This is a genomic window from Bosea sp. NBC_00550 (assembly GCF_026020075.1).
In the GTDB taxonomy this organism is placed as follows: domain Bacteria; phylum Pseudomonadota; class Alphaproteobacteria; order Rhizobiales; family Beijerinckiaceae; genus Allobosea.
The window spans coordinates 2,403,054-2,422,768 of sequence record NZ_CP102772.1; the positions used below are offsets into that span (position 1 = coordinate 2,403,054).

The 19,715-nt window shown below is 67.9% G+C and carries 18 protein-coding genes; 8 read left to right on the top strand and 10 right to left on the bottom strand.

Annotated features, from left to right (window positions below; genetic code table 11):
* The first annotated feature begins 1 nt into the window (after position 1).
* A complete protein-coding gene (locus NWE53_RS11525) occupies positions 2-2,092 on the top strand; it encodes a hypothetical protein (RefSeq protein ID WP_265054430.1) in 2,091 nt (696 codons plus the stop codon).
* Between the two features lie 112 nt (positions 2,093-2,204).
* Here the strand turns inward: NWE53_RS11525 and NWE53_RS11530 are convergent, their stop codons facing one another.
* The gene (locus NWE53_RS11530) at positions 2,205-2,711 is read right to left on the bottom strand and encodes a GNAT family N-acetyltransferase (RefSeq protein WP_265054431.1); all 507 of its coding nucleotides are present in this window, start codon (positions 2,709-2,711) and stop codon (positions 2,205-2,207) included.
* 305 nt (positions 2,712-3,016) lie between these two features.
* Between NWE53_RS11530 and NWE53_RS11535 the strand changes: the two genes are divergently transcribed.
* Entirely contained in the window at positions 3,017-4,537 is a 1,521-nt protein-coding gene (locus NWE53_RS11535; protein ID WP_265054432.1) for an argininosuccinate lyase, read from the top strand.
* A 33-nt stretch (positions 4,538-4,570) separates the two neighbouring features.
* On the opposite strand, the gene NWE53_RS11540 is transcribed toward NWE53_RS11535, so the two are convergent.
* On the bottom strand, positions 4,571-5,080 hold the full coding sequence (locus NWE53_RS11540) for an NUDIX domain-containing protein (RefSeq protein ID WP_265054433.1): 510 nt from the start codon (positions 5,078-5,080) through the stop codon (positions 4,571-4,573).
* 329 nt (positions 5,081-5,409) lie between these two features.
* Here NWE53_RS11540 and NWE53_RS11545 point away from each other — a divergent pair, with 329 nt between their 5' ends.
* On the top strand, positions 5,410-6,303 hold the full coding sequence (locus NWE53_RS11545) for a metallophosphoesterase family protein (protein WP_265054887.1): 894 nt from the start codon (positions 5,410-5,412) through the stop codon (positions 6,301-6,303).
* 110 nt (positions 6,304-6,413) lie between these two features.
* Here NWE53_RS11545 and NWE53_RS11550 read toward each other — a convergent pair whose 3' ends face one another.
* Together NWE53_RS11550 and NWE53_RS11555 are read right to left on the bottom strand one after the other, a co-directional pair.
* Positions 6,414-7,160, bottom strand: coding sequence for an SDR family oxidoreductase (locus tag NWE53_RS11550; RefSeq protein ID WP_265054888.1), 747 nt, complete (start codon positions 7,158-7,160; stop codon positions 6,414-6,416).
* 195 nt (positions 7,161-7,355) lie between these two features.
* Complete coding sequence (locus NWE53_RS11555) at positions 7,356-9,167, bottom strand: ABC-F family ATP-binding cassette domain-containing protein (RefSeq protein ID WP_265054434.1); 1,812 nt, start codon at positions 9,165-9,167, stop codon at positions 7,356-7,358.
* A 150-nt stretch (positions 9,168-9,317) separates the two neighbouring features.
* Here NWE53_RS11555 and NWE53_RS11560 point away from each other — a divergent pair, with 150 nt between their 5' ends.
* Positions 9,318-9,656, top strand: coding sequence for a hypothetical protein (locus tag NWE53_RS11560; RefSeq protein WP_265054435.1), 339 nt, complete (start codon positions 9,318-9,320; stop codon positions 9,654-9,656).
* A gap of 106 nt (positions 9,657-9,762) precedes the next feature.
* On the opposite strand, the gene NWE53_RS11565 is transcribed toward NWE53_RS11560, so the two are convergent.
* The 6 genes from NWE53_RS11565 to mdoH all read right to left on the bottom strand — a co-directional run bounded on the left by NWE53_RS11565 (position 9,763) and on the right by mdoH (position 16,308).
* Positions 9,763-10,809 (bottom strand): acyltransferase family protein, encoded by a 1,047-nt coding sequence (locus NWE53_RS11565; protein WP_265054436.1) that lies wholly within the window; start codon positions 10,807-10,809, stop codon positions 9,763-9,765.
* 38 nt (positions 10,810-10,847) lie between these two features.
* Positions 10,848-11,852 (bottom strand): glucokinase, encoded by a 1,005-nt coding sequence (locus NWE53_RS11570; RefSeq protein WP_265054437.1) that lies wholly within the window; start codon positions 11,850-11,852, stop codon positions 10,848-10,850.
* On the bottom strand, positions 11,852-12,631 hold the full coding sequence (gene otnI / locus NWE53_RS11575; protein ID WP_265054438.1) for a 2-oxo-tetronate isomerase: 780 nt from the start codon (positions 12,629-12,631) through the stop codon (positions 11,852-11,854). Before otnI ends, NWE53_RS11570 begins: the two co-directional genes overlap by 1 nt.
* A gap of 114 nt (positions 12,632-12,745) precedes the next feature.
* The gene (locus tag NWE53_RS11580) at positions 12,746-13,726 is read right to left on the bottom strand and encodes a hypothetical protein (protein ID WP_265054439.1); all 981 of its coding nucleotides are present in this window, start codon (positions 13,724-13,726) and stop codon (positions 12,746-12,748) included.
* 12 nt (positions 13,727-13,738) lie between these two features.
* Positions 13,739-14,497 carry an FkbM family methyltransferase gene (locus NWE53_RS11585; RefSeq protein WP_265054440.1) on the bottom strand — a complete coding sequence of 253 codons (759 nt, stop codon included), beginning with the start codon at positions 14,495-14,497 and terminating at the stop codon, positions 13,739-13,741.
* Positions 14,494-16,308: a glucans biosynthesis glucosyltransferase MdoH gene (gene mdoH / locus NWE53_RS11590; protein WP_265054441.1), complete on the bottom strand. Its 1,815-nt coding sequence runs from the start codon at positions 16,306-16,308 to the stop codon at positions 14,494-14,496. The genes NWE53_RS11585 and mdoH overlap by 4 nt, the downstream gene beginning before the upstream one ends.
* 153 nt (positions 16,309-16,461) lie before the next feature.
* On the opposite strand from mdoH, the gene NWE53_RS11595 reads away from it, so the two are divergent.
* The 4 genes from NWE53_RS11595 to NWE53_RS11610 are packed head-to-tail and all read left to right on the top strand — an operon-like array spanning position 16,462 to position 19,713.
* A complete protein-coding gene (locus tag NWE53_RS11595) occupies positions 16,462-17,382 on the top strand; it encodes a zinc-dependent alcohol dehydrogenase (RefSeq protein WP_265054442.1) in 921 nt (306 codons plus the stop codon).
* 29 nt (positions 17,383-17,411) lie between these two features.
* Positions 17,412-17,813 carry a 6-pyruvoyl trahydropterin synthase family protein gene (locus NWE53_RS11600; protein ID WP_265054443.1) on the top strand — a complete coding sequence of 134 codons (402 nt, stop codon included), beginning with the start codon at positions 17,412-17,414 and terminating at the stop codon, positions 17,811-17,813.
* Positions 17,810-18,874: a glycosyltransferase family 4 protein gene (locus NWE53_RS11605; RefSeq protein WP_265054444.1), complete on the top strand. Its 1,065-nt coding sequence runs from the start codon at positions 17,810-17,812 to the stop codon at positions 18,872-18,874. Before NWE53_RS11600 ends, NWE53_RS11605 begins: the two co-directional genes overlap by 4 nt.
* Positions 18,874-19,713, top strand: a complete 840-nt coding sequence (locus NWE53_RS11610) for a class I SAM-dependent methyltransferase (protein ID WP_265054445.1) — start codon at positions 18,874-18,876, stop codon at positions 19,711-19,713. The genes NWE53_RS11605 and NWE53_RS11610 overlap by 1 nt, the downstream gene beginning before the upstream one ends.
* The last annotated feature ends 2 nt before the right edge of the window (positions 19,714-19,715 follow it).

Here is a 19,715-nt window from a genome sequence, read left to right on the forward strand (position 1 = left end):
CATGTGGAGCGTCTCCTTCGCCCCGCTGGTGCCGCTGCCGCTGCTGATCGGCCTTGCCGTTCTCGCCGCGCTGGCCGCCGGCGCGGCCATCGTCCTGGCCGGGCGCAGCGCCATCCTGCGGGCGCTGGCGCTGATCGTGCTGACCGTCGCGCTGGCCGATCCCTCGCTGGTCTTCGAGGATCGCGAGCCGGTCAAGGACGTCGTCTCGGTGGTGGTCGACCGTTCGGCCTCGAACCGCCTCGCCGATCGCTCCGCTCAGACCGACGCCGCGGTGGCGGAGGTCGAGCGGCAATTGCGCGGCATTCCCAATGTCGAGCCGCGGATCGTCGAGCTGCGCGACGCGCAAGGCACCAGCGACGGCACCCGCCTGTTCGAGGCGCTCGCATCGAGCCTCGCCGACGTCCCCTCCGAGCGTGTCGCCGGCGCCATCGCCATCACAGACGGCCTCGCCCACGACACGCCGGCCAATGCCGAGGCTCTGGGCCTGCGCGCGCCCCTGCATGTCCTGACCACCGGCCGCAACGCCGAGATCGACCGCCGCATTATGCTGGTCGATTCGCCCCGCTTCGGCATCGTCGGCAAGGATCAGGTCATCCGCCTGCGGGTCGTCGACAAGAACGGTTCGAGCCGCGCCGGCCTCACCATCCGCCGCGACGGCGAGATCGTCGCCCGCCGCGACGTCGCCACCGGCCAGATCGTGCAGGTTCCCATTCGCATCGACCGTGGCGGGCCGAACGTCGTCGAGATCGAGGCCGCGCCGCTCGACAACGAGCTGACGCTCGCCAACAATCGAGCCGTCATCACCATCGAAGGCGTGCGCGACAAGCTGCGCGTGCTGCTGGTCTCGGGCGAGCCGCATCCGGGCGAGCGCACCTGGCGCAACCTCCTCAAGGCCGACGCCAATGTCGATCTCGTCCATTTCACCATCCTGCGCCCGCCGGAGAAGCAGGACGGCACGCCGATCAACGAGCTCTCGCTGATCGCCTTCCCGACGCGCGAGCTGTTCCAGGTCAAGATCAAGGAATTCGACCTGATCATCTTCGACCGCTACGCCAACCAGTCGATCCTGCCGCTGCTCTATTTCGAGAACATCGTCCGCTATGTCCGCGACGGCGGCGCACTCCTGGTCGCCGCCGGCCCGGAATATGCGGGATCGCAGACGCTCGCCCGCACACCGCTCGGCCATATCCTGCCGGCCGTGCCGGATGGCAGCGTCATCGACGAGGCCTATCGCGCCCAGGTCAGCGAGCCCGGCAAGCGCCACCCCGTCACCCGCGACCTGCCGGGTTCGGAAGTCTCGCCGCCGCGCTGGGGCGAATGGCTGCGCATGGTCGGCGCGCAGGCCCGCGCCGGCGCTGCCCCCGTGATGACCGGCCCCGGCGAACGGCCACTGCTGATGCTGGCGCGCGAGCAGAAGGGGCGCGTCGCGCTCTTCCTCTCCGATCACGCCTGGCTCTGGGCCCGCGGCTTCCGCGATGGCGGCCCCTATCTCGACCTGCTGCGCCGCCTGAGCCATTGGCTGATGAAGGAGCCGGAGCTTGAGGAGGAGGCGCTGCGCGCCACCGCCCGCGGCGGCACCGTCGAGGTCGAGCGGCAGACGCTGAGCGACAATCCCACCCCCATCACCATCACCGGCCCCGATGGCCAGTCGCGGACGATCCCGCTCGAGCCGGGCCGCCCCGGCCTGTTCACCGCGCGTATCCCGACCGGCGATCAGGGCCTCTACCGGCTGACCTCCGACAATCTCACCGCCTTCGCCAGCGTCGGCCCCGAGAACCCGCGCGAGCTGATGGAGGTGGTCAGCGACCCCGCCGCCCTCCAGTCGCTGGCGCAATCGACCGGCGGCTCCTCGCGCCGCATCGGCCAGGAGAGCGGCTCCGGCGTCAGCCTGCCGCGCATCGTGCCGGTGCGCTCCGGCAGTCAGTTCGCCGGCAACGACTGGATCGGGCTGAGGATCAGCGATTCCGGCATCGTTCGCGGCGTGCAGATCTCGCCGCTCTTCGTCGGGCTGCTCGGCCTCGCGATCCTGTTCGGCGCCCTCGTCGCCGGCTGGCTGGGGGAAAGCGGGCGCCGCTTAAAGCGTCAGGCCTGAGGCCCCGCCGTCATTCTCGGGCGAAGCACAGCTTCGACCCGAGAATCTCTGGACGAGAAGCCACTGGTTTCCGAGATGCTCGGGTCAAGCCCGAGCATGACGCCGGTTGGGTTCACCCCACCCGCGCCGACGTCACCGCACCGCGGCGCTGCTTCAGCACGCCTTCGACCAGCTCCAGCGCCAGGAAGCGCGCCGGATCGGCCGGGCCGGGCAGCACGAGCTGGCCGAGAGGCAGGACCTTGAAGCCGAAACGGGCGTAGTAAGGCGCATCGCCGATCAGCATGATCAGGTCGTAACCGGCCTCGCGCGAGGCCTCGATCGAACGGTCCATCAGCGCAGCCCCGATTCCCCGGCCTTCGAAGGCGGGGTCGACCGTCAGCGGCCCGAGCATCAGCGCCTTGTGGCCGCCCGCGACGACCGGCGTCACCTTGATCGAGCCGACGAGAAAGGTGCCGACATGCGCGGCGAAGGACAGCGCCGGATCGGGCGGCACGCCCTCTCGCAAGCGGAAAGCCGTGCGAGCGAAGCGGCCGGGCCCGAAGGCGCGCTCATGCAGGCGCTCGATGGCGGCGGCGTCCACGGGCAATTCGTGGCGGATGGTCAAAGGCAGGGATGTCATGACGTTAACGCGAGGCAAGAAGCGGATCGGCGAAACGAAGGCAGGCGCGTATGGGCGCAATGCCAGGCAGGCGCTTTCAGCGCGCCGGTCGTCGCAGGTCTCGGAGGCTTTGCCCGTTCGTCATGGGCTGCGCCTCTAGCAGAGCTTCCGGCCGGCGTCCATCCGTCTCGCGCCAGCGCCCCGCCGCCTTGCCGGCGATGGCGGATTGGTTTCGATTCACGACGTGAACGGCGGGGGGAATAACCGGTCGCTTTCGAGGAGCGACAAGGCATCGGACAGGTGCCGCTTCACAACGGAGGAAACCAATGCCGACACGCCTGTGGCACGCTGTCATCCTTCTGGCGGCGAGCGCCCTGCCCGCCCATGCCCAGCAGCAGGCCCTGCCGAAAGAATCCGTCAGGGACGAGTTCTTCTGGCTCGGCGAGATCAACAAGGCGAGCACCGTCATCAATACCGAGCAGGGCCTGCTCGACCGCATGCTCGCGCCCAAGCTGGCACAGGGCATCGCCAAGGTGATCGCAGCCGGCAACCAGCCGGGCGCCAAGCGCCCCTCGACCGTCATCACCTTCGAGCCGCTGATGATCAAGGAGGCCGGCGTCGAGGTCACGCTGATCCATGCCGGGCGCTCCAGCCAGGACATGCATGCGACCTACCGCGCCGCGATCCTACGTGACCGGATGCTGACGCTGGCCGACGAGCTCAACAGGACGACGCGCACGATGGTGGAGCTCGCCGCCACGCATCGGGGGACGATCGTCCCCAACTACACCAACGGGGTCGCGGCCCAGCCCAACAGCTACGGCCACTATCTCCTCGGGCTCGCGGCGGGGCTCGATCGCGATGCCCAGCGCATCCGCGAGACCTATGCCCGCGTCGACCGTTCGCCGATGGGCACGACCGTCCTCAACGGCACGAGCTGGCCCCTCGATCGCCAGCGCATGGCCGATTATCTCGGCTTCGGTGCCCTCGTCGACAATGCCTATGACGCCTCGCAGATCGCCGCCGCCGACCTGCCCGTCGAGACCGGCGGCATCGTGACCGGCATCGCGCTCCATATCGGCGGCTTCATCGAGGACGTGATGACGCAATATGCGCAGTCGCGGCCCTGGATCCTGCTGCGCGAGGGCGGAGGCAACACCTATGTCTCCAGCGCCATGCCGCAGAAGCGCAATCCCGGCCTGCTGAACGGCACGCGGGAGGAGGCCTCGACGGCGCTCTCGCTCGCGATGGGGCCCATCTTCAAGGCGCATAACATCCCGCCCGGCATGCCCGACGCCAAGGATGCCAAGGCCAACAGCGCCATGATCGACAGTGCCGCCAAGACCCTGCAGGGGCTCGACCGCATCCTGAAGGCGCTGGTCATCGATCCCGACCGTGCTCTGGAGGAGCTCAACAGCGACTGGACCGCCTCGCAGGAGCTCGCCGACGTTCTGATGCGGCAGTACAAGCTGCCTTTCCGCGCCGGGCACCACTTCGCCTCCGAGGTGGTCGACTACGCCAAGGACAAGGGCATCAAGCCGACCGACTTTCCCTATGCGCAGGCGCAGGCGATCTATCGCAAGGCGGCGGTGGAGATGAGCCTGCCGGTGGCGGAGCTGCCGATGAGCGAGGCCGAGTTCCGCGCGACGCTGGACCCGGTCGCGATCGTGAAGAACCGTGCGACCTCCGGTGGTCCACAGCCTGCCGAGATGGACCGCATGCTGGCGGGCGCGAAGCAGCGCCTCGATCAGCAGGATGCCTGGATCAAGGACAGGCGTACACGGATCGCGACGGCTCTGGCGAAGCTCGACGCCGATTTCGGCAAGCTGGCGAAAAGTGCGGAATGAGTCGCGCGATCCCGCGCCAGCCGACGCTCGCGATCACCACTCGGCCGCGGGGAGCTTGCCCGCGGCGATCTCGTCCAGCCGCCGCCGCGTGGCCGGCGTCGTCCCTTCCGGCAGATCGTCGAGCCGGAAAAAACCGGCTTCCGCGATCTCCCGATCCGGCTGCTTGACCTGCTCGACCTTGAACGCGCGGATGACATAGACGGCGATATGGTCGCGCCGCGAAATCCGGCGATTGAAGAACAGCCCGTACAGCACGGGCTGCTCCGTCGCCGCGATTCCGGCCTCTTCCGACAGTTCGCGCTCCAGCGACTCCGCCGCCGTCTCGCCGACCTCGACGCCGCCGCCGGGAAAATGCCAGCCCGGAACATAGGTGTGGCGGATCAGGAAGACCTCGTCGCTATCGTTCAGCACCACGGCGCGCACGCCGAAGGTCACGCCGCGCGCGAACCGAAAATAGAGATGGAGAAGCCGGGTCAGCAGTCGCTGCCGGATCGTCCGGGGCGTTTCCGGATCGGCAGAGCCGGAGTGCGTCGGCGGTTGCATCGGAGATTTCTCAAGCCCGAGTTCATTGTCTATGCAAAAAGCGCATAACGGATCGTCCAGCAACTTGGTTGCTCTGTCACAAACGCGCCCCAAATAAGGATCACACCGCCGCATCACCGCTGGGGACTATCGTCATGTTGCTTTCTTTCATCATCGCCCGCCTGAGGGCCAAGCCTGCCTATGTCTGGAAGCCCGCTGTCACGCTGACCGATTCGCGTATCGTGTCGGAACTGACCGGCTACGCCAACTGAGGCTGTCCGCATCCGCCAGTCGAGGCGCGTCAACAGCGCGCTTGACTGACGGCACGCGGGAAGGGCAAGCGCTTGAGCGTGTTCAAGCTCGCGCATCTGTCGGACCCGCATCTCGGCCCGCTCGCCGGGTTTTCGCTGCATCAGCTCTTTGGTAAGCGTGCGACCGGTTACGTCAACTGGCGCCGCAAGCGCCGGCACGCCCATGACATGGAGATCCTGGCGCGGATCGTCGCCGACATCCATGCGCAGCAGCCGGACCATGTCGCCTGCACAGGCGATGTCGCCCATATCGGCCTGCCGAACGAATTCAAGACCGCCATCGCCTTCCTCGACACGCTCGGCCCGCGCGAGACGGTCAGCTTCGTCCCCGGCAATCACGACACCTATGCGCGCTCCTCGCTGAAGCCGCTGGCCGGGCTGCTCGCTCCCTGGATTTCCGATGACGAAGGCCGCGCCGGCTATCCGTGGTATCGCCGCCGCGGGCCGGTCGCGCTGATCGGCGTCAACAGCGGCGTGCCGACCATGCCGCTGATGGCGACGGGCCGCGTCGGCAGCGAACAGATGAAGCGCATCGAGGCGTTGCTGGATCGCGCGCGCGACGAGGGTTTGATCCGCGTCGTGTTGATCCATCACCCGCCCTATGTCGGCGGCGCCAAGCGCGGACGCGAACTGGTCGACGCCGCCGCCTTCGAGGCCATGCTGAAGCGCAAGGGCGCCGACCTCGTCATCCACGGCCATAACCACAGCTTCTCGCTGGCCTGGCGCCCAGGCCCGGGTCATGACGTGCCGATCGTCGGCGTGCCCTCGGCCTCTCTCGGCCCGCGCGGCCATGGCGAGCTCGGAACCTGGCATCTGTTCCGTATCGAAGGTGATGCGACCGCGCCCCGGATCACGCTGGAACAGCGCGGCTTCGAGCCCCATGGCACGGTCATGCTCCGCCAGGAGATCGCACTGCTCGGCGAGCGGGTCTGACGGTCAGGCCGTCGTTTCCGCGCCCCGCTTCCCTTCTCCCCTTGCGGGAGAAGGGAGAGGCCCTGCGCTCAACCGGGCAGCCGTGGGTCGAACCCGAGCACGACGCTTGTTCAGATGCAGCGTCCGCCGTCGACGGCCAGCACCGAGCCCGTCACCATGTCCGCCTCGTCCGAGCACAGGAACAGCGCCGCATTGGCGATGTCCTGCGGCGTCGAGAAGCGGCCCCACGGAATCGTCGCCGTGAAGGCCTTGCGCCGCTCGGGCGTGTCCTCACCCATGAAGGTCGCGAGCAGCGGCGTCTCGCCCGCCACCGGCGCGATGGCGTTGACACGGATCTTGTCGGGCGCGAGTTCGACCGCCATCGACTGCGAGATCAGGTTCGCCGCGCCCTTCGAGCCGTTGTACCAGGTCAGGCCGGGACGCGGGCGCAGGCCCGCCGTCGAGCCGATATTGAGGATGACGCCGCCGCCATGCTCGCGGAAATGCGGCACGGTCGCCCGCGCCATCAGGTAGATCGACTTCACGTTGACCGCGAAGATCCGGTCGAACTCCTCTTCCGTCACCTCGGTCATCGGCTTGTTGCGATGGGTGGTGCCGGCATTGTTCACGACGATGTCGAGCCGCCCGACCTTGGCGAGGATCTTCTCCACCGCCTTGTCGACGCTCTTGGCCTTGCCGACGTCGCAGGTCACGGCGAAGGCCTTGCGCCCGATGGCCCTGGCCGCCTCCTTCGCCTTGTCGCCGTTGATGTCGAGCACCGCGACGCGCGCGCCCTCGCGCACGAAGGTCTCCGCGATGCCGAATCCGAACCCTTGCGCCGCGCCGGTCACCAGCGCCGTCTTGCCCTTCAGTCTCATGGTCATTCCTCGCGATCTCGATTGCCACGATGTTTGAAACGATTGAGCAGGTCCGTAAATGCGTTTTGATGCGCAGCTGGATACGGAATTCGTATGGGCACCGTCATTCTCAAGGAGCGCAGACCCGGGAATCTCGTGACGAGAGAAGGCTGGTCTCCGTCATGCTCGGGTCAAGCCCAAGCATGACGGCGGGAACTACGCCCCGATCTCCTCGCGCAGCATCTCCAGCTCCAGCCAGCGCTCCTCGGCATCGGCAATCTCGCGCGCAACCTCTTCCAGACGCGTGGTCGCCCTGGCGAAGAGCTTGGGATCGCGCGTGTAAAGATCGCCCGCCATGGCGGTGTTGAGCTTGGCGGCCTCGGCCTGCAGCGTCTCGATCTTCTTGGGCAGCGTTTCCAGCGCATGCTTCTCGTTGAAGGAGAGCTTGCGCCTGGAGGCCGAGGCGGCCGACGCCGGAGCGCCTGCAGGCTTCGGCGCAGAAGCCGGCGCCCTCTCAACCACTTTCGCCTTGGCGCCGACACCGCGTCCGCGCTGCGCCAGCATGTCGGAATAGCCGCCGGCGAACTCGGTCCAGACTCCGTCGCCATCCGAGATCAGTACGGCAGAGACGACACGATCGATGAAATCGCGATCATGGCTGACGAGCAGCACCGTGCCCTGATAATCCGCCAGCAGTTCCTGCAGCAGGTCGAGGGTTTCGAGGTCGAGGTCGTTGGTCGGCTCGTCCAGCACCAGGAGGTTGGATGGCTTGGCGAGCGCGCGCGCCAGCATCAGCCGGCCGCGCTCGCCGCCCGACAGCGCACCGACCGGCGTGCCGCGCTGGATGGGCTGGAACAGGAAGTCTTTCATATAGGCGATGACGTGGCGCGGCTGGCCGCCGACCATGACCTGATCGGAGCCGCCGCCGGTCAGCGCATCGCCGAGCGGCGTCGCCGGATCGAGGCTCTCGCGGCGCTGGTCGAGCGTCACCATCTCAAGCGCCGTGCCGAGCTTCACCTTGCCGGAATCGGGCTTGAGCGCCCCGGTCAGCAAATTGATCAGCGTGGTCTTTCCGGCCCCGTTGGGACCGACGATGCCGATCCTGTCGCCGCGCGCGACGCGCAGCGACAGGTTCTTGACCACGACATTGTCGCCATAGGCCTTGGCGACGTCGATGGCCTCGATGACGAGCTTGCCGGAGGTCTGCGCCTCGCTCGCCTCCAGCCGGACGTTGCCGACCGCGCTGCGGGCCGTGCGGCGCTGGTCGCGCATGGCGTGGAGTTCGCCGAGCCGGCGCTGGTTGCGCGTGCGCCGGGCGCTGACGCCATAGCGCAGCCAGTCCTCCTCGCGCGCGATCTTGCGGTCAAGCTTGTGGCGGTCGAGCTCTTCCTGGGCGAGCACCTCGTCGCGCCATGCCTCGAACTCACCGAAGCCCTTGTCCATGCGCCTTGTCAGGCCGCGGTCCAGCCAGATCGTCGCGCGCGACAGCGAGGTCAGGAAGCGCCGGTCATGGCTGATCAGCACCATGGCGGAGCGAAGCGACTTAAGCTCCTGCTCCAGCCACTCGATCACGGGCAGGTCGAGATGGTTGGTCGGCTCGTCGAGCAGCAGGATGTCCGGCTCCGGCGCCAGCACCCGCGCCAGCGCCGTCCGGCGCGATTCGCCGCCGGACATGGTGGCGGGGTCCTCCTCGCCGGTCAGGCCGAGTTCGGTGATCAGATATTGCGCACGATAGGCGTCGTCGCCCGGCCCGAGGCCCGCCTCGACATAGGCGAGCGAGGTCTTGTAGCCGGTGAAGTCCGGCTCCTGCGGCAGATAGCGGATGGTCGAGCCGGGCTGGACGAAACGGTCGGCATGGTCGGGCTCGACGAGCCCCGCCGCGATCTTGAGCAGGGTCGACTTGCCCGAGCCGTTGCGGCCTACCAGGCAGACGCGCTCGCCTGCCGAGACCGCGATCTCCGCGGCTTCGAGCAGCGGCTGTCCGCCGAAGGTGAGCGCGACATCGCGCAGGTGCAGCAAGGGGGCCATGGTCCGTCCTGTGATCTTAAGCCTGCCGGATAGACCGCCGCCGCCGCCCTGTCACGCCCGCAAGTCAGATTGGCAAGCCATGGCACGGCGCTTGCCAGAGTTGTGTCGGCCCTTATCGTGATGCGGAGCGTCGTTTTGAGTCCGAAAGCCATGCCCAGCGAACGCCCCATCGGGATCGGCCATAATGGCGGCCCGCCGCTGAAGGAACGCAAGCGTCGCTCCGCCGCTGGCAAGGGCAGCATCGGCCGCTATTTCGACTGGCGTTTCGCCCACCGCAAGGCCTGGAAGAAGCCGCGCGAGATCGCCTTGCGCCGCGAGGAGAAGGCCGAGGCGCTCGGCCTGACCTATGAGGAATACTCGCTCGAGGTCATGGAGCGTGGCTATTTTCCACAGCCCGAGCATGTCGAGACGATCAAGGCCAAACGCGCGCAGCGGCGAAAGGACAACGGCGTCGTCGGCCAGTCGCTCAAGGGCATGAAGCTGAGCTGAGTGCCGCCGTCATTCTCGGGCGAAGCGAAGCGCCAACCCGAGAAGCTCAGGACGAGAAGACACGGGCTTCCGAGATGCTCGGGTCAAGCCGAGCATGACGACCGCCTCAGCTTCCGAGCCAGCGCCGCGCCAGCCGCGTCGCCGGTTTCTCGAAGAAGCGATAGACCAGCAGTGCCGCCAGGACGGCGCCGGCCAGCGCGAGCGGGATGTAGAGCGCCGGCGCATGCAACCCGATCCTTAATGCGACCTCGCGCATTCCCCGGATCACGAAGGGATGCACGAGATAGAGCGCATAGGAGGCGTCGCCGACCGTCGCCAGCACCTTCACCGGTTTGGGGGTGACGATGCCCTCGCGGCCGCAAGCCGCCGCGAGCATCAGCAGCACTGCCGCGCCGCCGCGCCAGAGCACGCTGCTCCACGGGCCGTCCGCGCCCGGCACATGAGCCGCCGCGATCAGCACCGCGACGCCGGCCGCCGCGACCGGGACACGCACCGCGCCACGCAGGCGCAGCCCCTTCCGCCTGAGAATCGCGATGCCCATCCCGGCGGCAAATTCGAGCACGATCGGCTGGCCCCAGAAGCCGAAAGGCAATTGCAGCGGGCCTGCCAAACTCTCGGCCGCAACCAACACGGCTAGCACGATAGCGACCACCGGCAGCGTCCAGCGCAGCGGCAGGGCGAGCCCGGCCGCGAACAGGACGTAGAACAGCATCTCGTAGTTCAGCGTCCACCCCAGCGAATAGACCGGCTGGACGAAGCCCTGGGTCGAGACTGTCGGCCAGAACAGGTAGGAGCCGAGGATCTGCGTCAAACTCGGCACGCCCGAGTTGAGCAGCGCCGGAACGGCAAGGCCGACCAGCAGGAACAGCGTCGTCATCGCCCAGTAGAGCGGCACGATGCGCGCCAGCCGGCGCTTCAGGAACAGGCGCGAGGCTCCTGCCCGGCCCAACAGGTCCTGCGAGGCATGGACCATGATGAAACCGGAGACGACGAAGAAGATATCGACGCCGGCCATCCAGGGAAGCAGGTCGCTGCGGGTGAAGCTCAGCCCCGCCCGCTCGGCCAGCGCCGCCGCATCGGGCTGAACGTGATGGATCGCGACCATGAAAGCCGCGAGCGCGCGCAGAACCTGGATCGAATAGATGGGCTGCACGCGGACCTGGGGGAAGCGATCGGAGGAGCGGGACGCGCTCAGCCAAACCACAGCCGCTTCGGATCGTCGAGGCCGAAGCGATGAAGATTGGCCGCGATCGCGGCCAGTCCCTGCTCGGCCGCATCCTTCGCGGTGATGACATGGAGTGGGAAACGCCCGGCCAGTTCCTCCATCGGCGGCTTGCCGGCAAAGGCGGAACGGATAGCGGGCTTATCTGCAAGCCCCAGGAGATGCGGCGCGATACCGCCGGCGATGAAGACGCCGCCGGTCGCCTTGAAGACGAGAGCGAGATCGCCGGCGACCCGCCCCAGCAGGCGCCAGAAGCAGACCACCGCCATCAGCGCCGCCGGATCGCCGTCATGGGCCAGCCGGGACACGTCGGCGGCGCTCACCTCCGCCTCCAGCATGCCCGAGGTCCGTGCCACCGCCTTGTGCAGACGCACCAGCCCGTCGCCGCTCAGGAGATGCTCCACCGTCAGGCGCGGCACGCCATCGGTCAGTGCCGGCCAGATCCTTTGCTCGGTCTGGTCCTCCGGTCCGATGCCGATATGGCCGGATTCGGTCGGGATCAGCATGCCCCGCTCGCCATGCGTCAGCAGCGCCGCGGCACCGAAGCCCGTGCCGGGGCCGAGCACCAGCTTGATACCATCCGGCTCCGGACGCCCCTCGACCAGCGTGGCGAGATCGCCCGGGCCGAGGACGGCGAGCGACGCCGCCAAGGCCTCGAAATCATTGACCAGCAGGCCCTGGGTCAGCCCGAGGGCCTCGGCCATCCGCGGTCCATCGAGATTCCAGACCGCGTTCGTCAATTGCGCCCGCCGGCCATCGAGCGGGCCGGCGACGGCGAGCACCGCCGAGCGGGGCTTCTCCGGCAATTCGCCGAGCACCGTCGCGAAGGCGGCCTCGGCGGTGGGATGGCTCCCGGTCCCGATCCGCGCGAGCGGCCGGTGCGGGCTCTCGGGATCGGAAACCAGCGAGAGCCGGCAGTTCGTGCCGCCGATGTCGGCGACGAGCACCGGATAGGATATCGACGGCGGCCGCATCAGAGCGGCTTCCGCCAGGGCGCAAACCAGCCGAGGCCTTCGAGCGTGCCGTGTTCCGGCCGGTACTCGCAGCCGACAAAGCCGTCATAGCCGAGGCCGTCGAGCTCGGTGAAGAGCTTCGGATAGTCCGGGCCCGTCGCATCGGGCTCATGGCGACCGTCGGCGCGCGCGATCTGGACATGGCCGACAAGCGGATAGAGCGCCTTGAGCCGGGCCGAGACATCGCCATGGATCAACTCGCAGTGATACATGTCGAATTGCAGCCTGACGTTCGACCGGCCGGATTCGCGGATATAGGCCGCCGCCTGGTCGAAATCGTTCAGGAAATAGCCCGGCATGTCCTTGCCGTTGATCGGCTCCAGCAGCAGGTCGATACCGTGCTCGGCGAGCTTGTCGGCGGCATAGGCCAGCGAGGCACGATAGGTCTTCTGCGCGGTCGCATCGTTGGGATCGGCGAGCCCCGCCATCATGTGCAGGCGCTTGACCCCGGTCTCGTGGACGTATTCGAGCGCCTTGTCGACCGAGGCCTTGAACTCGTCCTCGCGCCCGGCCAGCGCAGCAATGCCGCGCTCGCCCTTGGCGAAATCGCCCGGCGGCAGATTGAACAGCGCCTGCTCCAGTTCGCCGCCGGCCAGCGCGAGCCCCACCTGCTCGGGGCTGTGCTCATAGGGGAACAGGAACTCCACCGCCTCGAAGCCGGCCTCCGCGGCTGCCTTGAAGCGGTCCAGGAAGTCCCACTCGGTGAACATCATCGAAAGATTGGCGGCGAAACGCGGCATGAATATCTCTGCAGGCTAAGCGATAGCGATAGCGGCAAGCTAGCGCGCTGAGCCGGCCGCGTCATGGCCAAACGCGGCAGGAACGGAATGCGTTCCGCCGCGGTCTCCTGCCCGTTACTTCTTCTCGGGCTTCGGCGGCGGATTCGGATCGGCCGAAAAGTGCCGGAAGACCATGTCGGGGGAGGAGGTGTTGTGACGCGAATGGGTCGTGCGCCCCGTCCAGATGTCGGTCGCCTTGCCGCCCTGGAACGGCATCAGCGGCTCCTCGCGCCAGCCCTTGGCACCGGGCTCGCGCACCGCGATACGGGCGACGTCGTTGTTGAACTCGGTGACGTACATCGAGCGCAGCGCGACGAAGGCCCTGCCCCCGGTCACCGGCTTGTCGAGCACGGCGTCGAGCACCATCCGGTTCTCGTCGACGCTGTCGAGCTTGAGGGTACCGGCCGACCCGTCCTTGAAGTTGAGCTTGAAGGAGATCGTCTGCGGATCGAACTCGATCTCCCTGATGTTCACCACCGGGCGGCCGTCCTGCTCGATCGGGCCGAACAGAAAGGACGAACCGTAGGAGGAGAAGCCGAGATGCTGCGGCGGCATCGGCCGGGCGCGCCAGTAGCCATCCTGCGGATAGACGACCAGCACCTCGTAGGACTTGTCCCTGCCGAGCTTCCAGAGCTGGACCAGATGCAGCCCCTTCTCGACCCGGTCTCCGACGCGGAAGGTCGTGTCGGCTGGGCGCCAGAAGGTCGGGAAGGTGTAGCCGACCAGCCAGTAGTCGACCGTCTCCCAGAAGGTGACGCGGCGCGGCGGGGTCGGCGCGGCGAAGGACGGATCACCCTTCATGTCGCAATTCGCCCAGTCCGCATCCCAGTTGTCGCGCACGAGCCCGGAGATATAGGCCGGATGCGCCGCCTCGATCTGGAAGCGCCGGACCTCCGGGGAGATCGCCTTGATGGTGACGTTGTCCTTTTCGGCGCAGAGCACCGGCTCGGATTCGTTCTTGACCTCGACGGCGATATCGCCGGCCGCGATGGCCGGGCCGGCAATGCAGGCGAGAATCGTGATGAAAGCGGCGGCGCGCAGGCGCGAAAACGTCATGAGGTCTCGATCTCAGCTCTGAAGGATGGCGTAGACATCGCCCGAGTTGGCCGCATGAGGCAAGCCGCGCAGATAATCGCCCATGGCGTCGGCGCTCGCCGGCGCGGCCAATTCGAGCTGTTGGCTCTCGCCGATCGCGACGTTGAAACGATAGGGGCCGAGCGTCTCCAGCAACGCGATGCAGGCCTCCGCGACCTCCCGCTGGATCGTCGTGAATTCGAAGGAGATCACCGGCACGGCCTTGGTCAGCCCGGCCAGCACATGCGCCTCGAAGCCTTCGACATCGATCTTCAGCAGCCTGGGCAACCCGTGACGCAGGATCAGCCGGTCGAGCGTAGTGCAGGGCACCGTGATCTCGTGGTCCCAGACCTGCCCCTCCCAGCCCCGCGCCCCGACCGCGGCGCCGATGAAGGCGGCCGAGGCCGTCGAGACCGTGGGATTGGCGCTGTTGATCTTGAGCGCGATCGAGCCCTCGTGATCGCCGCAGGCCGCCTCGATCAGCGTCACCAGCGGATCGCGCCGGTGGATCAGGCGGACGACGCGGGCCGGACCCGGCTGCGGCTCCAGCGCAACGACGCGGGCGCCCAGCCTGCGGAAGGAGGAAATGCGGTCGCCGACATGGGCGCCGATGTCGAAGGCGAGATCGCCGGGCGCAAGGAATGTCCCGTAGAGCCGGTCCATCGCCGCGTTGCGTTGCTTGTCGCCATGATAGATGCGCAAGGAGCGCGAAAGCGCCTTCACCGTTCCCTTCGGATAGGCGATGGCGTTCATGCCCTCTCCCCGTCACGGATGGTCGCCAGCACCGGTGGCATGTCGAAATCCTCGGGAATGCCGCAGAGCCCTTGTCGTGCGAGCCAGGCGCCTGCGCTGGGCCACGCCGTCAGCATCGCGAAAGGAATGGCCAGCACGTAGCCGGCCGTCAAGGGCAGCGACCACAGCAGCACTGCCGGCGACAAGGCGCCGAGCGCGACGAACAGATAGGCCCCGAACAGCAGATGCGGCCACAAGCCCGCGAAGGCGGTGGTGAGGGACAGCGCATAGGCGTCGCGCGCTTGCCCGTTCCAGCCGATCCGCACCTTGCCGAAGGCGAGACCGATCATGAACAGCGTCGTGCGGAAGCTCGAGACGGCGCCCTGCAGGAAGGCGAACAGGACCTCGATCACCGCCGAGGCGAGGAAGCGCGCCGCGCCGCCATAGCGGCCTACGCCTCCCCTGGTCAGCAGGATATCGGCGAAGCCGGCGAGCTTGGGCGAGAGATACATCGCCAGGAACAGGACATAGAGACCGACCGCCAACGCTACCGGGTAATCCGCGACGACCCGGTCCTCCAGCACCTTGAGCGGCAGCAGCGCGATCATCAGCGTCCAGGCCGGCAGGCCGAGGAACATCAGGATCGCCCAGACCAGCTGGAAGCGGCTCATCGGCTTGAGATCGGGCAGGTCGAGCAGCTTGAGATATTGCAGGTTGCCGAGGCACCAGCGCAGGTCGCGCTTGGCGAAATCGAGCATGGTCGGCGGGTTTTCCTCCCAGCTTCCCCCCTCGACCGGCAGCACGCGCACCTCATAGCCGGCCCGGCGCATCAGCGTCGCCTCGACCTGGTCATGGCTCATCACGGCGCCACCGAGGGGCGGCCCGCCCGGCAGAACCGGCAGATGGCAGCTATCGCGGAACGGCGCGATCCGCACGAGCGCGTTGTGCCCCCAGAACGGCCCGCAATCTCCGCCCCACCAGGCGGAGCCCATCGTATAGGGCCGCATGCCCTGGCGCATGCCGAACTGGAAGATGCGCGCGAAGGCGGAGTGGCTGGGCATGCCGACGACCAGACTTTGCAGGATTCCGAGCTTCGGATACGCCTGCATCATCCGGGCCATGCCGAGGATCGTCTCGCCCGCCATGACGCTGTCGGCGTCGAGCGGCAACATCAGCTCGTAGCGCTCGCCCCAGCGCTCGCAGAAATCGCGGAGATTGCCGGCCTTGAAGCCGGCATTGTCGGCGCGGCGGCGATAGGTCAGGCGCGCCGGCTCGCCGATCTCGCGGGACCAGGCCTCGGCCAGCGCCGCCTCGGCGCCAGCCACCGCCGGGTCGTTGGTGTCGGACAAGACGAAATAGTCGAACCAGACCCCCTCGCCAGTAGCGTCGAGGCTGTCCTTGACAACCTTGAGCCGGCGGAAGGCGCGGGCCGGATCCTCGTTGCGGAGCGTCATCAGCACGGCGGTGCGCAGCGCGAGCGGCGTCGCCTGCTCGCCGGCCGCGGCGAAGGGAGCGACCTCGGCGAGCCCGTCCTTGCGGGCATGCAGCAGCCAGAGCCCGATCGCGGCATTCCAGAAGCCGAGCACGGTCCAGGGCGCACCGAACAGGAAGGCCACGAAGATCGCCACATCCGCCACGGTCCAGCCACCGGCAGCGAGCACATGGGCGAACCCGGCCAGCAGAGCGGCCAATGTAAGGAGATTCAAGGTAAGAACGAGACGGCGCCGCCTGCGGAGAACGGCCTCGTCCTGCAACCCGGCCGGCGTCAGGCCAGTTACGTCTACCTCTTGCGCCGCCCGCTGGAACGTGGTCGGAGCGGGACGCTGGTTCATGGCGGTCTCTGTCATGGAGAGGCAGACAGGCTCGGACGGACGGGATCGGACGCGATGGCGCGGGAGCTAAAGCCTGCCACCACGATTGACGCAAGGGCAAAGGCTCTTGCGCTCTGGTATACGGCATCTCGTGAATGCAACCTGAACGATGTCTTGCTGTCCGTCCCCGGCCCGGACGATTGCCTCGTCACCACCTTGTGGAGCGGGCTCAGCCGCGGCACCGAGCGGCTCGTCTTCGAGGGGCGCGTGCCCGCCTCCGAGCATGAGCGCATGCGTGCGCCGTTCCAGGAAGGCTCTTTCCCCTTCCCGGTCAAATACGGCTACTGCGCCGTCGGCCGCGTCGACGCCGGCCCGTCCGATATGCTCGGCCGCATCGTCTTCTGCCTGCACCCGCACCAGGACCGCTTCATCGTCCCGCGCCACAGCCTGATCATGGTGCCGGACACCGTTCCTGCACGGCGCGCCATCCTTGCGGCCAATGTGGAAACCGCCCTGAACGCTCATTGGGACGCCGGCTCGGGCCCGGCCGACCGGATCGTCGTGGTGGGCGGGGGCGTCATCGGCCTGCTCGTCGCCTGGCTCGCCGCGCGCCTGCCGGGCACCGAGGTGACATTGGTCGATATCGAGCCCGGTCGCGCCGAACTGGCTGCCCGGCTCGGCTTCGGCTTCGCCCTGCCCGACGCCACCCCGCGAGACGCCGATCTCGTCTTCCACACCAGCGCGACGGCCTCTGGCCTCGCCACGGCCGTCGCGGCCGCCGGCACCGAGGCGCGGATCATCGAAATGAGCTGGTATGGCGAGGGAACCGTGCCGGCCGCCTTAGGCTGCGCCTTCCACGCGCGCCGCCTCCAGCTCGTCTCCTCCCAGGTCGGCATGGTCGCCGCGTCGCACCGGGCGCGCTGGGACCATGCAAGACGCGCGCGGGCCGCCATGGCGCTTCTCGCCGATGACAGGCTCGACGCGCTGATCACCGACGAGATCGCGTTCCGGGATGCGCCGCAGCGCGTTCCGGAACTGCTGGCGCCCGGTGCCGCTGGCCTGACCGCCGCGATTTGCTATGAAGCGCAGCCTTGATCGACCCAAGCTGATCCCCGGGAGCCCGCATGTTTTCCGTCGAAGTCCGCGACCGCATCATGATCGGCCACTCCCTGCCCGATCCCTTCTTTGGCCCTGCGCAGAACATGCATGGCGCGACCTTCGTGGTCGACGTCGCCTTCTTCCGTGAGACGCTGAACCGGCAGAACGTGGTCGTCGACATCGGCGCCGCGCTCGATGTCCTCGGCAAGACGCTGAAGCCGCTCAACTACCAGAACCTCGATGCCCTGCCGCAATTCGCCGGCGTGCTGACCACCACCGAATTCCTCTGCAAGCACATCTTCGATGCCATGGCCGCCGCGGCGAAGTCCGGCGCGCTCGGTGCCGATGGCACCGGCCTCGCCAAGATCCGTGTGACGCTGCACGAGACCGACCTCGCCCGCGCCAGCTACGAGAGCGCGCTGGCGTGAGCGCCATCGTCTTCGCCATCCCCGGCGATATCGACCTGCCGACCGGCGGCTATGGATACGATCGCCGTCTGCTGCGGGAATGGCGCGAGATGGGCATAGAGGCCCGGCACCTGGCTTTGCCGGGCAGCTTCCCGTCCCCCAGCCAGGCCGATCTCGCCGCGACCGAAGAACTCCTCGCCGCGACCGCTCCGAACGACATCCTGCTGATCGATGGCTTGGCCTTCGGCGCCTTTCCCGAAGCGCTCGCCGCCCGCTTCGCCGATCGCCTCGTTGCCCTCGTCCACCATCCCCTCACCCTCGAAACCGGGCTGTCCCTCGAACAGGTCGAGACCTTGCGTGCAAGCGAGCGCGCCGCCCTGCGCCACGCCCGCGCCGTCGCGGTGACGAGCCCGGCGACAGCCGGCACTCTCGCAGCCGATTTCGGCGTGCCCGATCATCGCATCGCCATCGCCATACCCGGCGTAGACCCCGCGCCTCGGGCTGTCGGCAGCGGTGGCCGCGGGCCGCTGAAGTTGCTCGCTGTCGGCTCACTGATTCCCCGCAAGGGCTATGACATTCTGATCGAGGCATTGGCCGGGATCGCGGATCGCGACTGGCATCTCACCATAGCCGGCTCCCCGGATTACGCGCCCGAAACCGCCAACGCGATCGAGGCGCGCATCGGTTCGGCCGGACTGGCGGACCGCATCTTGCTTGCCGGAGCAGCCGACCCGGAACGTCTTGGTGAACTCTATGACAAGGCCGATCTTTTCGTCATGCCGTCCCTGTACGAAGGCTACGGCATGGTGCTGACGGAAGCGCTGGCGCGCGGCCTGCCGATCGTCTGCACGCTGAGCGGCGCCGGCGCCGACGCCTTGCCTGATGCCGCCGCCCTCAAAGTGCCGCCCCGCGACCCTGCGGCACTTGCCAAGGCCCTTGCCAAACTGGTTGATGCGCCGGCTGAGCGTCGGCAACGCGCCGACGCCGCATGGGCGGGTGCCCGCGCCTTGCCGCGCTGGCGCGACACCGCACGTATCGTCGCGGGGGCTTGCCTGCGCGACGGCAGCCGAGAGGTGGGGTAATGGCTGGTTTCTCTCCGGAATGGCTCGCCTTGCGCGAGTCTGCCGATCACGCGGCGCGCAATCCGCAGGTGCTCGCCGCGGTCGGCAGCTATTTCTCGGACCGGGCTTCGCTCTCCATCCTCGATCTCGGCTGCGGCGGCGGCTCGAACCTGCGCGGCTCCTATGCCGCCCTGCCCGCTCGCCAGCACTGGACCCTCGTCGACCACGACCCCGAATTGCTGGCCCATGCCCGCGAGCGTCTCACGGATTGGGCGGACGAGGCGCGCGAGCAGGGCGAGGAGCTCGTCCTGGCCAAGGGCAGCAAGACCATCACAGTCGACACCCGCAAGGTCGACCTCAACAAGGATCTCGAATGGGTGCTGGGCTGGCAGCCCGACCTCGTCACGGCCGCAGCCCTTTTCGACCTGACGTCGCGGCGCTGGCTCGAGCGTTTCGTCGCGGCCCTCGCGAGCCAGCGCCTGCCGCTCTACACCGTGCTCACCTATGATGGCCGCGAGGATTGGAAGCCCCGGCATCCGGCCGATAGCGGCATTCACATCGCCTTTACCGACCATCAGCGCGGCGACAAGGGCTTCGGCCCTGCCGCCGGCCCGGATGCCTGCGACGTCATGGCCGAGGCCTTCCGCAAATCCGGCTTCGCGGTTTCGAGGGGCGACAGCAGCTGGCTGATCGACCAGAGCCGGGCCGATCTGGGCACAGCGCTGGCGGAAGGGATCGCGGAAGCGGTGCGGGAGACCGGGCGGGTCGACCCCGCGACCGTCGATGGCTGGCTATCGGCACGCCGCGAAGCGCAGTCGGTCCGGATCGGCCATCAGGATCTCTGGGCGCGCCCCGTCTGACC

What these genes read in the sequence shown, in the direction of transcription:
- NWE53_RS11600 (WP_265054443.1), top strand. Translation starts at nt 17,412, where the DNA reads ATGTTTTCCGTCGAAGTCCGCGACCGCATCATGATCGGCCACTCCCTG.
- NWE53_RS11580 (WP_265054439.1), bottom strand. Translation starts at nt 13,726, where the DNA reads ATGACGTTTTCGCGCCTGCGCGCCGCCGCTTTCATCACGATTCTCGCC.
- NWE53_RS11530 (WP_265054431.1), bottom strand. Translation starts at nt 2,711, where the DNA reads ATGACATCCCTGCCTTTGACCATCCGCCACGAATTGCCCGTGGACGCC.
- NWE53_RS11560 (WP_265054435.1), top strand. Translation starts at nt 9,318, where the DNA reads ATGCCCAGCGAACGCCCCATCGGGATCGGCCATAATGGCGGCCCGCCG.
- NWE53_RS11525 (WP_265054430.1), top strand. Translation starts at nt 2, where the DNA reads ATGTGGAGCGTCTCCTTCGCCCCGCTGGTGCCGCTGCCGCTGCTGATC.
- NWE53_RS11570 (WP_265054437.1), bottom strand. Translation starts at nt 11,852, where the DNA reads ATGCGGCCGCCGTCGATATCCTATCCGGTGCTCGTCGCCGACATCGGC.
- NWE53_RS11535 (WP_265054432.1), top strand. Translation starts at nt 3,017, where the DNA reads ATGCCGACACGCCTGTGGCACGCTGTCATCCTTCTGGCGGCGAGCGCC.
- NWE53_RS11555 (WP_265054434.1), bottom strand. Translation starts at nt 9,167, where the DNA reads ATGGCCCCCTTGCTGCACCTGCGCGATGTCGCGCTCACCTTCGGCGGA.
- NWE53_RS11540 (WP_265054433.1), bottom strand. Translation starts at nt 5,080, where the DNA reads ATGCAACCGCCGACGCACTCCGGCTCTGCCGATCCGGAAACGCCCCGG.
- mdoH (WP_265054441.1), bottom strand. Translation starts at nt 16,308, where the DNA reads ATGAACCAGCGTCCCGCTCCGACCACGTTCCAGCGGGCGGCGCAAGAG.
- NWE53_RS11550 (WP_265054888.1), bottom strand. Translation starts at nt 7,160, where the DNA reads ATGAGACTGAAGGGCAAGACGGCGCTGGTGACCGGCGCGGCGCAAGGG.
- NWE53_RS11585 (WP_265054440.1), bottom strand. Translation starts at nt 14,497, where the DNA reads ATGAACGCCATCGCCTATCCGAAGGGAACGGTGAAGGCGCTTTCGCGC.
- NWE53_RS11610 (WP_265054445.1), top strand. Translation starts at nt 18,874, where the DNA reads ATGGCTGGTTTCTCTCCGGAATGGCTCGCCTTGCGCGAGTCTGCCGAT.
- otnI (WP_265054438.1), bottom strand. Translation starts at nt 12,631, where the DNA reads ATGCCGCGTTTCGCCGCCAATCTTTCGATGATGTTCACCGAGTGGGAC.